Below are 13,362 nucleotides of genomic sequence, written 5' to 3'. Positions count from 1 at the left end.
GGCCGTGGCGGCACGGCCGGGCCATCAACGGTCGCGCATCTCGCGGCGGGACAGTCCGAACAGGAACGCTGCCGAGAGCGTGACGCCGGTTGCCAGGAACAGCACGGTCACGTTCGCGGCCTCGGCCACGAACCCGGCGATGATCGTGGAGAGCGGGAACAGCCCGAGCGCGGCCAGCATGATCAGGCTCATCACGCGGCCGAGCAGGTGCCGGGCCGTGTCCTGCTGCACCAGCGTAATGATCATGATGTTGGTGACGCTGCTGCCCACGCCGGCCACCGCGAGCGCGGCCAGCGCGCCCGCGTGGCCCACGAACGGGATCACCGCCAGCATCCCGGCCATCACCAGCCCGGACAGCATCGCGGTCCGCCCCAGGTGGTCCACGGTGGTCAGCCCGGTGGAGAACAGCCCGCCGGCCAGCGACCCGGCGGTGAACGCGGCCAGCAGCCAGCCGAGCGTGGACGCACCGCCGCCCAGATCGGTGGCGAACTCCGGCAGCCCGACCCGGACCAGGCCGGCGACCGTGAGGTTCGCGATCGCGGTGACCACCAGGACGGTCCGCAGCAGTCGTGAGCTGCGCAGCACGGTCCAGATCGTGGCGCGCGGCGCGTCAGCGGAAGAAGACACCGGCGTAGCGGACCTGATCCCGAACAGGCAGGCCGCCGAGACCAGGAACGTGGCCGCGTCGATGCCGAACGCCACGGCCGGGGACAGCGTCGCGACCAGCACGCCGGCCAGCGCGGGCCCGGCCAGCCCGGCGCCGAACGCGGCCGCGCTGTGCAGCGCGTTCCCGGCCCGCAGCTGTTCCGCGGGCAGCAGCGTGGGCGTGATCGCGTACGCGGCCGGCTGGAACAGCCCGGTGCCGAGCCCGACGCCCGCGACCAGCACGCCGAGCAGCACGAAGCTGGGCCGGTCCGCGGCCGCGAGCACCACGATCGCGGCCGTCAGCACCGCACGGCCGGTGTCGGCGGCGAACATGACCGTGCGCGGGCCGACCCGGTCCGCGAGCATGCCGCCGAGCGGCGTCCCGGCCAGCCGGAGCACGCCGTACGCGCCGACGATCAGCCCGAGCTCCCGTGCGCCACCGCCGAGCTGATAGATCAGCCAGGGCAGCGCGACCGCGTGGAACGCGTCGCCGAACACCGAGATCGCCTCGGCGGAGAACAGCAGCCGGAAGCCACGGTTGCGCAGCGGCGCCGGATCGATCCGCGGCAGGAAACGCCGGGCGGACACAGCGGTCGCCTCAGCCATGGAGCACCACCGGCAGCGACTCCAGCCCGCGCAGCATGATCGTGTTCCGCCAGGGCAGCGAGGCCTCGTCCACCGCGAGCGTGAACCGCGGGTGCCGGGCCAGCAGCGCGGTCAGCGCCACCTCACCCTCCATCTTGCCGAGCAGCGAGCCGAGACACCGGTGCAGCCCGTGGCCGAACGCGAGGTGCCCGGGATCGCCGCGGTCCAGGATCAGCCGGTCCGGGTCGGTGAACCGGCGCGGGTCCCGGTTCGCGCCGCCGAGCGACAGCAGCACCAGCTCGCCGGCCGGGATCAGCACGCCGCCCACGTCGACCGGCTCCCGGGTGAAGCGCAGCGTGGCCATGCTGACCGGCGACTCGAACCGGAGGAACTCGTCGATCGCGGCCGGCATCAGGTCCGGGTGCTCAAGGAGGCGTGCGTGCTGGTCGGGGTGGTGCAGCAGGGCCAGGCAGGCGGTGCCGAGCAGGTTGACCGTGGTCTCATGGCCGCCGATGAGCAGCAGGAACACCATGCCGATGATCTCCGGCTCGGTCAGCGTGCCATCGTCACGAGCACGGACCAGTACGGTGAGGATGTCGTCGCGCGGCGAGTCACGGCGGGTGCGCAGCATACCGGCGATGTACGCGGCCATCTCGTCGAGCGCCCGCGCGTACACCTCGGGGTCGGGGTCGTGGGTGAGCACCGCGGTGGACCAGGACCGGTAGGCGAAACGGTCCTCGGGCGGGAAGCCGAGCAGCTCGCAGATGACGTACATGGGCAGCGGGAACGCGAAGTCCGCGACCAGGTCCGCCTTGTCCCGGCCGTCCAGCGCGTCCAGCAGCTCACCGGTGATCCGCGAGACCATCGGGCGCATCGCGGCGACGCGCCGTGCGGTGAACACGCCGGTGATCAGCCGCCGGAACCGGGTGTGGTCCGGCGGATCACTGTTCAGCATGTGGATCATGTCGCCGCCGAGCGTGACGCCCTCCACCCGCCGGCTGGCCAGCTCCTGCGCCCGGCGCGCGTCCTGGCCGAACCGCGGGTCGGCGAGTGCGGCCCGCACGTCGTCGTAGCGGGCGAGGACGTACATGGCCAGGCCGCCCTCGCCGTGGATGATCGAGACGGGGCCGTTCTCCCGCAGCCGGGCCAGCGACGGGTACGGATCGACGACGAACGGTGCCTGCATGCCACTCCTGACGTCAGATGATGAGAGCGGGGAACGGCCAGCGGTACACGGAGGTCGGCAGCCACCACACCCGGCCGGCCCGGACGATCGCCAGCCCGCTGTCGATCAGCTCCTCGGGCACCTCGTCGGCGCCGTCCCGGGCCCTGTCGATCGCGGCCAGGTGCGCGGGCGCGTCGATGGTGAACATCTCCAGGACGCCGGTGCGCCGATCACGGACCTCGGCGAAACCCGGCCCGCGCCGGCACACACATTTGCCCAGGTAGAACGACTGCCGCCAGGGGCCGTCGTCGGTCGCGGGCGGGTGCAGGTGCCGGAACAGCGGCTCGCACAGCCCGCAGCCGCAGTCCGCGGTCCAGTCGACGGACAGCCCGTGCGCGGTCAGCTCGCGCAGCAGCGCCACGGTCCAGGCCGCGTCCGGGTCCGCGTCCGCGCAGAGCCGCACGGCCGCGGGCAGCCGCACGTGCCGCACGCCGTCCCGGCGCAGGTTCGCGGCCAGCGGCCCGGCCGGTCCGGTCAGCCTGCGCGCGCCGAGCGACATTCCTGGCATATCGGCAACGGCGGGGTGGTAGTCCCGGAACAGCACGGCCTCAGCCGACGGCGGTGACATCGGGCGCCTCCAGCCGGTGCTCGATGCGGGCCAGCACCTGGTTGTCCGCGTCCACGGCCAGGTGCACGTACTGTCCCGCGTCCGTGAACAGCAGCCCCAGCTCCACCCAGCGGTCGATCAGCGCGTCCACCGGCACGCCCGGCAGCTTCCCGGCGAGCGCGGCCGGCTTGTGCGGCTGTGCCAGCAGCCGGAACAGCGCGACCTCGCCGGGGTCTTGAAGATCAAGGACCGTCCAGGGGTACGCCTCGCGCCGGTTGACCAGCACGAGCCGGTCGTCGAGGTCGTGCACGGTGAGCCGGCTGTCCGGATAGGCCGCGCGCCACGCGTCGACCGCGCTCTCCAGCGCCGCGCCCCGATCCCGGCCGATGCCCTGCGGCACGCAGGCGAAGATGTACGCCAGGTCGAACAGCTCGTGCTCCGGCAGTTCGTAGATCTGGTGGTACATCGGCGCCGGCCGCAGCGCGGAGAACCCCAGCTCGGGCCGGTTGAAGTACGGGCTGAACCGCTCGACCGCGATCCGGTTCGCACCGACCGGCGGCTCGAGGTGGTGCAGCCGGGGCAGCTGCCGGATCACCGAGTCGTAGTCGTCCGCGGTCTCGCCCGGGAAGCCGTACAGGTAGTTCCAGCTCGCGGTCACGCCGACGCTCTGCGCGTCCCGCAGCGCGCGCACGTTCTGGCAGCCGGTGACGCCCTTGTCCATCAGCTTCAGCACGTGCCCGTTGAGGCTCTCCACGCCGGGCTGCACCTGCACCGCGCCCGCGTCGGCCAGCCGTTGCAGGTGGTGGCGGCGCAGGTTCGCCTTGACCTCGAAGTGCAGGCGCAGGTCGTAGCCGGACTCGGCGATCCAGGCCAGCACCGAGTCGAAGTAGGCCATGTCCAGGATGTTGTCCACCACGACGAAGTCCAGCAGCCGGTGCCGGGCGGCCAGCGCCAGCACCTCGTCGTGGAACTGCCGCGGGCTCTTGCTGCGGAACTCCATCAGCGTGCCGTTCAGCCCGCAGAACGTGCAGTGGTGCTTCTCGCCCCACCAGCAGCCGCGCGATCCCTCGACGACCAGCCGTGGCGCGACCCAGCCGGCCGCGGCCGAGGCGTCCAGCCGTTCCGGGAAGCCGTCGTAGTCCGGCGCGACGATCTCGTTCGGGGCCAGCGGCCGGGTCGCCACGTCGTTTGCCCGCGCGGCCCCGGTCGCGTCCCGCCAGCACAGGCCGGGGACGTGCGACAGGTCGTCTCCGGTCGAAAGCGCGTCGAGCAGCGCCGGGAACGCGGGCTCGCCCTCGCCGCGGACCACGTAGTCGACGAACGGGAAGTTGCGGTGCAGCGCCGCACCCTGCGGGCCGTCGCAGTTCGCGCCGCCCAGCACCACACGCACGCCCGGCCGGAGCCGCTTGATCAGCCGGGCCGCGGCCAGGCTCGCGCAGTTCTGCTGGAACGTGCTGGTGAACCCGACCATCTCCGGATCCCCGGCCACGATGTCGCCGACCAGTTCCGTGATCCAGTCCGGCGCGCATGCGTGCAGCTCACGGGTGAGCGCGGTCTCGTGCGCGCTCGCCCCGGCGTCGTCGAGCAGCTTCGCGAACGGGGCGAACGGCCGCGACGTGCCGTGCAGCGCGCCCGCGAACACCCAGTCACCCGCGCCCTGGAAGTAGGAGTCCTCGGAGAAGTACTGGTAGTCGCGCAGACCGAACGGCAGCCGCCGGGTGATCCAGTCCGCGAAGTCCAGGTTCGCGTACCGGACCTCGACCTCGTGCCCGCGCCGCCGGGCGACCTCGCGCATGATGCCGAGCGCGAGCGACGGCACGTCCAGCGCGCCCCACGGCATGTGCACCAGGGTGATTCTCATCGGGCCCTCTCCGCGGTCGCGGGGCCCCGGAACGGGCACGCGCCCGCCCCGGAACCACCGGTGGATCAATGAGCAATTTTCAACCTGGCCAGCGGACACACGCCACGGAGGAGTTCATGGGACGGGCGCGCACGGGCTGGGACCACGTTGAAAAAGGCTCACTTGTCGGTCGTGCTCTCCTTCTCCGCCGGGGCGGTCTGCGCCGGGACGGCGTCGCCCAGGTCCATCAGCATCCGGACGATGACCGCACCGCGGTCACGCTCCGGCGAGCTGATCGGGTCGTGCCGTACGCTGCGTCGCTTCATATCGATTCACCTCCCTCGCCGCTCGATGGTCGTCGGATCGGGGCGGCTTCAGGGCGGCGTCCGCGAACGCCAGCATCGCGGTGAAGACGGCGGTGTCCCGGCCCGGTTCGCCGTCATGGCCACCACCGGTCCACAGCATCCGATGGGGTACGCCGTGCCGCCGCAGCACCGCCAGGTAGGAGTGGATCTGTCCGGGCGGGCACCGGTCGTCGCCGGTCGCGGCCGCGATGCACAGCGGTCCGCTCACCCGGGACGCCCAGGTGAGCGGGCTCGCGTCCCGGTAGCGCTCGGGCACACGGTCCGGACCGCCGCCGAACAGCTCGTCGTCCAGCTCGCGCAGGGCGGGCGTGGTCTGCGCATACGCGGCCGGATAGTCCGCGACGGGGGAGGAGGCCAGCCCGGCCACCCACTCGCCCGGCCGGACGCCCATGCCGAGCAGCGCCAGGTAGCCGCCCCACGAGTGTCCCCACAGCGCGATCCGCCCGGCCTCGGCGACGCCGTCCGCGATCAGGTGCGCGCGTACGGCGGCCAGGTCGTCGAGCTGGGTGTGCCCGACCCGTGGCCCGCCGGCGCGCCGCCACCGGGCGCCGTAGCCGGTCGACCCGCGGTAGTTGGTGCGCGCGACCGCGTACCCGGCCCGGACCAGCGCCTCCACGCGCGGGTCGTGGCAGTCCCGGTCGTGCAGGAACGGGCCGCCGTGCAGCAGCTGGACGGCCGGCCACGGCCCGGCGCCGTCCGGCGTCGCGAGGAGCGTGTGGACCTCGCCGGTCCACAGCGCGCGCCGGGTGCGGTCCGGGCGTGGCACGGCCGGTGCCGCGGGGCGGCGGGGGTCTGCCGTGCGCCGGTGGGGTGGCACGCCCTCCGTGCTGAAGACGTAGTGCAGCACGCCGTCCGGGGCCTCGGACAGGTCCAGGATCGTGCCCGGCGGCGTCGGGACCGGCGTGAGCGTGCGACTGTCCAGGTCGGCGAGCAGCAGCGTGCTGCGGCCGTGCCGGTCCTGCTGCACGAGCACGCGGCGGCCCTCCCGGCCGTACCAGTGCGCGGTGATCTCGGTGTCGAAACGCAGCCACTTCTGCACGGACAGCCCGGCGTCCGGCGTCCACACCGCCACCGCGAAGCGGTCGTCCTCCTCGATCGCGAGCAGCAGCTCCACCTCGCGGCCGGGCCGCAGCTCCAGCGGCCAGATCCGCCCGCCCAGCACGACCGGCGGCTCCGCCGTGCCCGGCGTGATCAGCATCGCGGCCGTGGGCGTGCCCGGCGTCCCGGCCAGGACCAGCAGTTCTCCGTCCGCGGACAGGTCGGCGAGCGTGAAGCAGCCGTCCGCCGCCGCGACCGGCCGTGCGGTCCCGCCGGGCGGCCCGAGGTGACAGACGGTCCGGTCGCCGGTCCCGAGACAGACCGCGACGGTACGCCCGTCCGCGTCGAACGCGATGCCGCGCTGACGCCCCGGCGGCGCACCCGGCAGCGCGGGCCCGCCGTCGAACGGCTGCCGCCACCAGCCACCACTCTCGGTGAACCACCAGACGTGCGACCCGTCCGGCTCGATCGCGCACGCGGTCACGGTGAGTGACGGATCGCCGAGGGTGCGACGGGTGCCGGACACCCGGTCCCAGGCGACGACCGCACCGGAATCGGTGATCTCAACGGCGTGCGGAGGGCAGGCGGCAGCGAACATCGGCGCGGTCACGATCCTCCCCCGTCTGGTGTCGTGATCACTCATAGTAGGCGCGGCAGTGCCGAAGGTAAATGCACTGATTGCTCAGCGTGGCCAAATGACTACATGTCGAGGGGTTGTTTCGCCTTGTGGTACGCCTGTGGATCAGCGCCCAACTCTCATGGTTGAGCCGCCGCGAGGGCGCACGTCCCGGAGAAATACGGGTCCCGGCCATTCGGGCGGGAAGATCGCCTGTCCGGCCCGGCTCGACGCGCTGCTGAGCGACGACGATGACGTGCCGCTGAAGTCGGTCACCGACGCGATCAAGAACGCGCTCGGCGCGGACGCGTCCGCCGTGATCAAGGACGCGAAGTACACGGACACGGTACGGCGGCTGCGCGACAGCGTCCTCGCGATCAAGGCGTTGCAGGACCAGCACTCCCGGCCGATCGAGCACCTGGCCCGCCAGCTGCGCACCGCGGCGCTGGTCGCGGCCGCGGCCGCGGGCACGATCAAGACGCAGGGCGGCGGCCAGAACCCGGACGTGGACGTGCCCGCACTGCGCCGCCGTCGCCGCCGTGCGATCGCGCTGCCGCTCAGCCTCGGCCTCGGCTCGCGGCTGTCCACCCGCGAGGCGGAACGGGAACTGCGCGAGCAGCGGGCCGCCGCGGTCGCGGCCCGCAACGAGGAGGTCGCCGCGCTGCTGGCCGAGCACGAGGCGCTGCGTACGTCGGTGCGGGAGCTGTCCCGGCTGGAGACGACGCTGTCCACATATCGCCCCCCTCGGTAGCGTCAGACGGTCAGCGCGTGGTGCACCAGCAGGGTCAGCGCGGCCTGCGACGGCGAGTCCGGCACGGCCGTGGCGATCACCACCACGAAACCGTCCTCGGTACGCAGCGTCTGCTGCGTCACCGTCAGCGTGCCGACCAGCGGGTGCCGCATGTCGTAGGCGGCGTCCCCGGCGGACTTCACCGGGTGCGCGGACCACATGGCCGCGAACTCCGGGCTCTTCACGGACAGCTCACCGACCAGCGCCGCGAGCAGCGGATCGTCCGGGAACTGCCCGGACGTGCGGCGCAGCGTGGACACGACCGTGCGGGCCTTCACGGGCCAGTTCACGTACAGGTCCCGCGCGTGCGCGTCCAGGAACAGCAGCCAGGCCATGTTCGCCTTCTCCGGCGCGGCCGGATCGAGGTGCCCGGCGAACAGCGCGTGCCCGGCCGCGTTCCAGGCCAGCACGTCCGTGCGCCGCCCCAGCACGATGACGGGCACGTCCCCCAGCGCGCCGACCAGCTGGCGTACCGCCGGGGTGAGCCGCTCCGGTACCGGCCGCCGCGGCTTCCGCCGGGTCCCGGACGCCAGCGCGTGCAGATGACGCCGTTCCGCGTCGTTCAGCCGCAGCGCGCGAGCCAGCGCGTCCAGGATCTCGGGCGAGGCGTTCGCCGCCTGCCCCTGCTCCAGCCGCGAGTAGTAGGAGGCGCTGACCCCGGCCAGCAGCGCCAGCTCCTCCCGGCGCAGCCCCGGCACCCGCCGCCGCCCGCCGTACGTGGCGACCTCCACGTCCTCCGGCCGCAACTGCGCACGCCTGCTCTGCAGGAACTCGCCCAGCTGCCGTTTCGCTTCCATGACGTCGAGTATCGGCGGCACTGCGGACCCCAGCCACACCCTGCCGGAGACAGGTTCCGCCGGGGCCGCCTCAGACGGCGGGGAAGACCCGGTTCCGGAGGCGCTTCGCCTCGTACAACTGGAGGTCGGCGGCCTCGATCAGCTTCTCCGGCAGGCCGCCGTGCGACGGCTGCAGCGCTTCGCATCCGATGCTCACCGTGACGACGCCGTACGGGCTGCGCGCGTGCGCGATGCCCAGGGCCTCGACCGCGCTCCGGATCCGTTCGGCCGCGACCAGGGCGTACTCCAGGCCGGTGGACGGCAGCACCACCGCGAACTCCTCGCCGCCGTAGCGGGCCGTCAGGTCGGTGGCCCGGACGGTCTCCCGGATCGTGATGCCGACCCGGCGCAGGCACTCGTCGCCGCGCAGGTGGCCGTACGCGTCGTTGTACGCCTTGAAGTAGTCGATGTCGATCATGGCGATGGCCAGGCGCGTCTCGGCCCGGCGGGCGTAGCGCCACTCGGACTCGAGCCGATCGTCGAGGCCCCGGCGGTTGGCCGCGCCGGTCAGCGCGTCGGTGACGTTGAGCTGTTCGAGCCGGGCGTTGGCGCTGGCCAGCTCCGCGGTACGGGCGGTCACCTTCCGCTCCAGCGACGCGTAGAGCTGGGCGTTCTCCAGGGACACCGCGAGCTGCCCGGCGATCAGATCGACGACGTCGAGGCGGCCAGCTGGGAACGCGTCCCGGCTGAGCGTGTTCTCCAGGACCAGCAGCGCACGGGCGGCGCCGTTGGCCACGATCGGCATCACCAGCAGCGAGCACACGTCCCGGTCCGCGAGGTAGGGGTCGTGCAGGAAGCGCCCGTCCCCGGCCGCGTCCGCGACGATCAGCGGCTCGCCGGTACGGTCCGCGAACCGCACCGCGGTCACCGGCAGCAGCCCGGCGGCGCGCGGGTCGGTGAGGCTCACGTCGCCGTCCACGGTGGACAGCAGCCAGCCGCCGCCGTCCGGGTCGCGCAGCACCAGCCGCACCCCGGTGGCCCCGGTCAGCGCGCCGAGCACCTCCGCGACCCGGGCCCGCAACCGGTCCAGGCCGGTCTCGGAGCTCAGCGCCCGCGCGGCCGTGAGCACCGCCATCAGGTCGATCCGGTCGCCGGCCGCGGGCTCTGCCGCCGCGGGGGAGGAGGCGCTCAGCCGGTGCCGGCGACGCAGCGTCGCGGCCCGTGCGGTGGCGCCCCAGGTGTCCCACTCGCCGGCGGCGCGGGCCAGCAGCGTGGCGCCGGTGTGCGGGTGCCCGGCCGCCGCGTGCGCGAGACCGGCGCGTTCGGTGATCAGCGCGCGGTGCCAGACGCTGCTCCCGCCCCGGACCTCGGTCAGCGCCCGCTCGTAGCAGCGCAGCGCGGCCACCCGGTCCCCGGCGGCGAGCAGGCGCTCCGCGTCCAGCAGCGAGACCAGGTGCGCGAAGGACCCGGGATTGCCCTCCGCACGCTCCCGCATCCACTCCCGCTCCACCTCGAAAGCCGCCGAGGCCGCGGAAGCCGTCGAGGCCGCCGAGGCCGCGGCACCGGCGAAGGACAATCCGCGCAACAGGTGCGTCATCGTGTTGATGTAGAAGCCCGGCAGGACCGGAAGCACGATCGTGCTGTGCCGGTCGAACGTGTCGAGGTCGTCCTCGAGCAGGGCGGCGTGCGCCCGGAGCGTGTGGAAGAAGACCTGGGCCGCGGGCGGGGACCCGTCGGGGGACTCGTCGAACGGCTCGCCGCGCAGCGCGCGTACCCAGGCGGCGAAGGGCTGGAGCGTCGCGACGGACAGATCGTCGGCGAGGCGCCGGGCCAGCGACAGCGCCGCCTCGACCTCGGCGGCGACCACGTCCAGGCTGCCCGCGCAGTCGATCAGCGCGGGCAGGACCGCATGGTAGGCGAAGCAGGCGTCCTGCACGTCGCCGTAGGCCAGAAAGGTCTCCTGGGCGTCGTGCAGGGTCCGGACGGTGTCCTCCAGCGGCTCGAACCAGTGCTGGGTGAAGCCGGCGAGCATCGAGCCCGCGTACGCGCGCGCGGCCGGCCACCCGTGCGCCCGGGTGGCGGTCTCGATCCGCCGGCCCAGCTCGTACGCGCCCCGGTAGTCACCCGCCGCGATCATGATGGGCGCGCCGACGCCGAGCCCGTTGACCAGCGTGGCCCGGGGGCCGAACCGGAGCCACAGGTCGTGGCACTCCAGCACGAACCAGAGCAGCATCCGTTCGCCGCCGTAGAACGCGGCCGGGGACATCCGCCGCAGGATCCGGGCCGTGTACTCGACCCTCGGGTCCTCGTCGTCACGACGGGCGGCCTCCGGCATCGGCTCCCCGGCGGCCCAGGCGGCGAGCCGGGCCAGGTCCGGTCCGGTGTCGGCGTCGAGGTCGCACGGCCGGGTCACGCCGAGCCGGGCGAGCACGGTCGTGCCGAGATCGAGCGCCTCCCCGATCCGCCCCCGGCCGATCAGGCCGGAGATCTGCGCGCAGGCCGGGTCCGCGAGCGCGTCCGGCCCGGCGTCACCGGCGCACAGCGCGTCCCAGAGCACGTCGGCCTCGTCGAGTCGGCCCAGCGTGTAGAGCACCGCGTGCAGGTCGGCGGTGATCGCGCGCCGTGCCCAGTCGTCGTCGGCGAGCGTGAGCGCGGTGGTCAGCAGCTGCCGGGCGGCCGGCGCGTCGGTGATCCGGATGCCGGCCGCGGCGGTCCGCAGCAGCCGGGCCGCGTCACGGCGTTCGTCCGGCGCGACGACCTCGGCGGCCGCGGCCAGGTACTGCTGCGCGGCCTCGGTGTCGTGGCCGCCGTCCGCGGCCAGCGCGCGGGCCAGCGTCAGGTGCAGCCCGTCCGCACAGGCCGCCTGCTGGACCCGGTCGTGCGCGAACCGGGCCACCTCGAGCTCCTGGTCGAGCACGAGCAGGCCGTCGGCGAGCGCCGGTCGCAACGCCGCGGCCAGCGCGTCGGCGGTGCGGCCGGTGGCGGCGTGCAGCAGCCCGAGGCCGACCTCGCCGCCGAGCCCGGCCAGCGCGGCCAGCGCCTCGCGGGTGTCGGGCGGGAACGCGTCGAGCCGGGCCGCGATCAGTTCCAGCACGTCGTTCTGGCGCACGTGGCGGCGTACCGCGCCGGTGTCCCACTGCCAGCCGTCGCCGGTGAGCGTCAGCACCCCGGCCCGGCGCAGCGCGTTGACCAGCTCGGTCGTGTCGAACGGGTTCCCGCCGGTGTGCGGCAGCAGCGTCGCGGCCAGGCCTGCCGCGCGGTCCCGGCCGAGCCGCATCATCCCGGCGAGGAACTCGGTCAGGTCCGCGGCCGGCAGGTTGTCCAGCGTGAGCACGGCCGGCGGCCGGGGGAGCCGCCGCCAGCGGTCCAGCCGCAGCGTGAGCGGATGCGTGCCGTCGACCTCCGCATCGCGGTAGGAGCCGAGCACCAGCACGCGGCGCATAGCCGGGTCGGTGAGGATCGCGTCGCACAGCGCGGTGGAGAAGGAGTCCGCCCACTGCAGGTCGTCAAGGGCGACGACCACGGGGGTACGGTCGGCGACCACCCGCAGCAGGGCCGCGCATCCGCGTACCAGCCGGCTGTCGTCCGGGTCCTCGTCGCCGGGCGGGTCCGGCGGCGCGCCGGTCAGCAGCGCCAGCTCGGGCAGGAACGAGGCGACCGCGCCGGCCGTCAGGCCGAGCTCCGCGGTGAACCGGGCACGGAGCGCGGTCAGCGTGTCGTCCGGCTCGCACAGCAGCAGCCCGGCCAGCGAGCGCAGCGACTGCGCGACCGCCCCGAACCGCTCGCCGCGCCGGTACTGGTCGAACTTCCCGGCCACGAACCAGCCACCCGCGCCGGTGACGACCGCCCGCAGCTGGTCGATGAGCGCGCTCTTGCCGACGCCGGGCGCGCCCCGGACCAGCACCGCGTGCGCCGGCCCGTCCACGACCAGGTCGAACGCGTCCCGCAGCAGGCGCAGCTCGCCGTCGCGGCCGACCAGCCGGGACGGCGGGGCCAGCCGTTCGGCGAAGTCGTGTTCGCCGAGCGTGACGGGCGGCCCGCCGGCCGCGGCGCTCGCCGCGATCAGGTCCAGGTCGTGGGCGAGCCCGGTCGCGCTCTGGTAGCGGCGGTCCGGCTCCTTCTCCAGCAGTCGCAGGACGGCCGCGGACAGGTCCGGGCGCAGCGCGGGGTTCAGCTCGTGCGGCGGGACCGGCAGCTGGGCCAGGTGCGCGCGGACCAGCGCGAGCGGCTCGTCGCCGGGGAACGGCGGCGTGCCGGTGGCCAGCGCGTACAGCGTCGCGCCGAGCGAGTAGAGGTCGGCCCGGTGGTCGGTCGGACGTCCGGTGCGCCCGGTCTGCTCCGGCGCGATGTAGCGCAGGTCACCGGCGATCCGATCGTGGTGGGTGAATCCGGGACGCTCCTGCGCGAACGTGGTCGAGAGATCAAAGTCGGTGAGCATCACGCGGTACGGCGCGGGCTCGCACAGCAGCACGCCGTGCGGCGTCAGGTTCTTGTGCACCACCCCGCGCGCGTGCACGCCGGCCAGCACCCGGGCCAGCCCGGCGGCGATCGGCAGCAGCGTGTCCGGGGCCAGCGGCTCACCCCGCCAGACGTCGGTGAGCGGGATCGACGGCACGGCCTCCAGCAGCAGCGACGTGCCGTCGAACGGCTCGATCAGCTGGGGCACCCCCTCGACGCCGGCCAGCTGCGCCAGGACCGCGGCCTCGTGCCGCAGCCGCCGCCCGTCCGGCTGCGCGGGCCAGTCCTTGCGCATCGCGGGCCGCCCGTCACGGGTGGTCGCGGGCACCACGCGCTTGGACCCGATCCTGGGCCGGGCCACGAGGACCGCGGCCAGCGGATCGGCGTCCGTGTTCCTCTCCGGCGAGGTAGGCACACCGTCCCGATCGGCACCCGGCGGCCGATTCTGAGGGCACCACGGCACCTGGGTTACGGCGA

General features: G+C 74.0%; 9 protein-coding genes. 1 reads left to right on the top strand and 8 read right to left on the bottom strand.

Annotated features, from left to right (window positions below; all coding sequences use genetic code 11):
* Positions 1–24: 24 nt before the first annotated feature.
* The 6 genes from OP04_RS30455 to OP04_RS30435 all read right to left on the bottom strand — a co-directional run bounded on the left by OP04_RS30455 (position 25) and on the right by OP04_RS30435 (position 6,855).
* Entirely contained in the window at positions 25–1,251 is a 1,227-nt protein-coding gene (locus tag OP04_RS30455) for an MFS transporter (protein ID WP_033343276.1), read from the bottom strand.
* Entirely contained in the window at positions 1,244–2,416 is a 1,173-nt protein-coding gene (locus OP04_RS30450; RefSeq protein WP_033343275.1) for a cytochrome P450 family protein, read from the bottom strand. Before OP04_RS30450 ends, OP04_RS30455 begins: the two co-directional genes overlap by 8 nt.
* Positions 2,417–2,429: 13 nt before the next feature.
* Positions 2,430–3,023 carry a DUF5825 family protein gene (locus OP04_RS30445; protein ID WP_033343274.1) on the bottom strand — a complete coding sequence of 198 codons (594 nt, stop codon included), beginning with the start codon at positions 3,021–3,023 and terminating at the stop codon, positions 2,430–2,432.
* Positions 3,004–4,863 carry a RiPP maturation radical SAM C-methyltransferase gene (locus OP04_RS30440; protein ID WP_033343273.1) on the bottom strand — a complete coding sequence of 620 codons (1,860 nt, stop codon included), beginning with the start codon at positions 4,861–4,863 and terminating at the stop codon, positions 3,004–3,006. The genes OP04_RS30445 and OP04_RS30440 overlap by 20 nt, the downstream gene beginning before the upstream one ends.
* A 158-nt stretch (positions 4,864–5,021) precedes the next feature.
* A complete protein-coding gene (locus OP04_RS54890; protein ID WP_198154034.1) occupies positions 5,022–5,168 on the bottom strand; it encodes a hypothetical protein in 147 nt (48 codons plus the stop codon).
* Entirely contained in the window at positions 5,119–6,855 is a 1,737-nt protein-coding gene (locus OP04_RS30435; protein ID WP_232323789.1) for a S9 family peptidase, read from the bottom strand. The genes OP04_RS54890 and OP04_RS30435 overlap by 50 nt, the downstream gene beginning before the upstream one ends.
* A gap of 148 nt (positions 6,856–7,003) precedes the next feature.
* Here OP04_RS30435 and OP04_RS30430 point away from each other — a divergent pair, with 148 nt between their 5' ends.
* Positions 7,004–7,612, top strand: coding sequence for a hypothetical protein (locus tag OP04_RS30430; RefSeq protein WP_157240598.1), 609 nt, complete (start codon positions 7,004–7,006; stop codon positions 7,610–7,612).
* A 2-nt stretch (positions 7,613–7,614) separates the two neighbouring features.
* Here the strand turns inward: OP04_RS30430 and OP04_RS30425 are convergent, their stop codons facing one another.
* Entirely contained in the window at positions 7,615–8,448 is an 834-nt protein-coding gene (locus OP04_RS30425; protein ID WP_033343371.1) for a helix-turn-helix domain-containing protein, read from the bottom strand.
* A gap of 70 nt (positions 8,449–8,518) precedes the next feature.
* Positions 8,519–13,300, bottom strand: coding sequence for a diguanylate cyclase (locus OP04_RS30420; RefSeq protein WP_033343271.1), 4,782 nt, complete (start codon positions 13,298–13,300; stop codon positions 8,519–8,521).
* Positions 13,301–13,362 lie beyond the last annotated feature (62 nt).

The organism is Catenuloplanes japonicus (genome assembly GCF_000717135.1).
GTDB classification, from domain to species: Bacteria; Actinomycetota; Actinomycetes; order Mycobacteriales; family Micromonosporaceae; genus Catenuloplanes; species Catenuloplanes japonicus.
The sequence above is the reverse complement of the archived record's forward strand: the minus strand, read 5'-3'. Positions and strand labels throughout refer to the sequence as shown.

Bases quoted from the DNA above. Each gene is read 5' to 3' on its own strand.
- OP04_RS30455 (WP_033343276.1), bottom strand. From the start codon at position 1,251: ATGGCTGAGGCGACCGCTGTGTCCGCCCGGCGTTTCCTGCCGCGGATC.
- OP04_RS30450 (WP_033343275.1), bottom strand. From the start codon at position 2,416: ATGCAGGCACCGTTCGTCGTCGATCCGTACCCGTCGCTGGCCCGGCTG.
- OP04_RS30445 (WP_033343274.1), bottom strand. From the start codon at position 3,023: ATGTCACCGCCGTCGGCTGAGGCCGTGCTGTTCCGGGACTACCACCCC.
- OP04_RS30440 (WP_033343273.1), bottom strand. From the start codon at position 4,863: ATGAGAATCACCCTGGTGCACATGCCGTGGGGCGCGCTGGACGTGCCG.
- OP04_RS54890 (WP_198154034.1), bottom strand. From the start codon at position 5,168: ATGAAGCGACGCAGCGTACGGCACGACCCGATCAGCTCGCCGGAGCGT.
- OP04_RS30430 (WP_157240598.1), top strand. From the start codon at position 7,004: ATGGTTGAGCCGCCGCGAGGGCGCACGTCCCGGAGAAATACGGGTCCC.
- OP04_RS30425 (WP_033343371.1), bottom strand. From the start codon at position 8,448: ATGGAAGCGAAACGGCAGCTGGGCGAGTTCCTGCAGAGCAGGCGTGCG.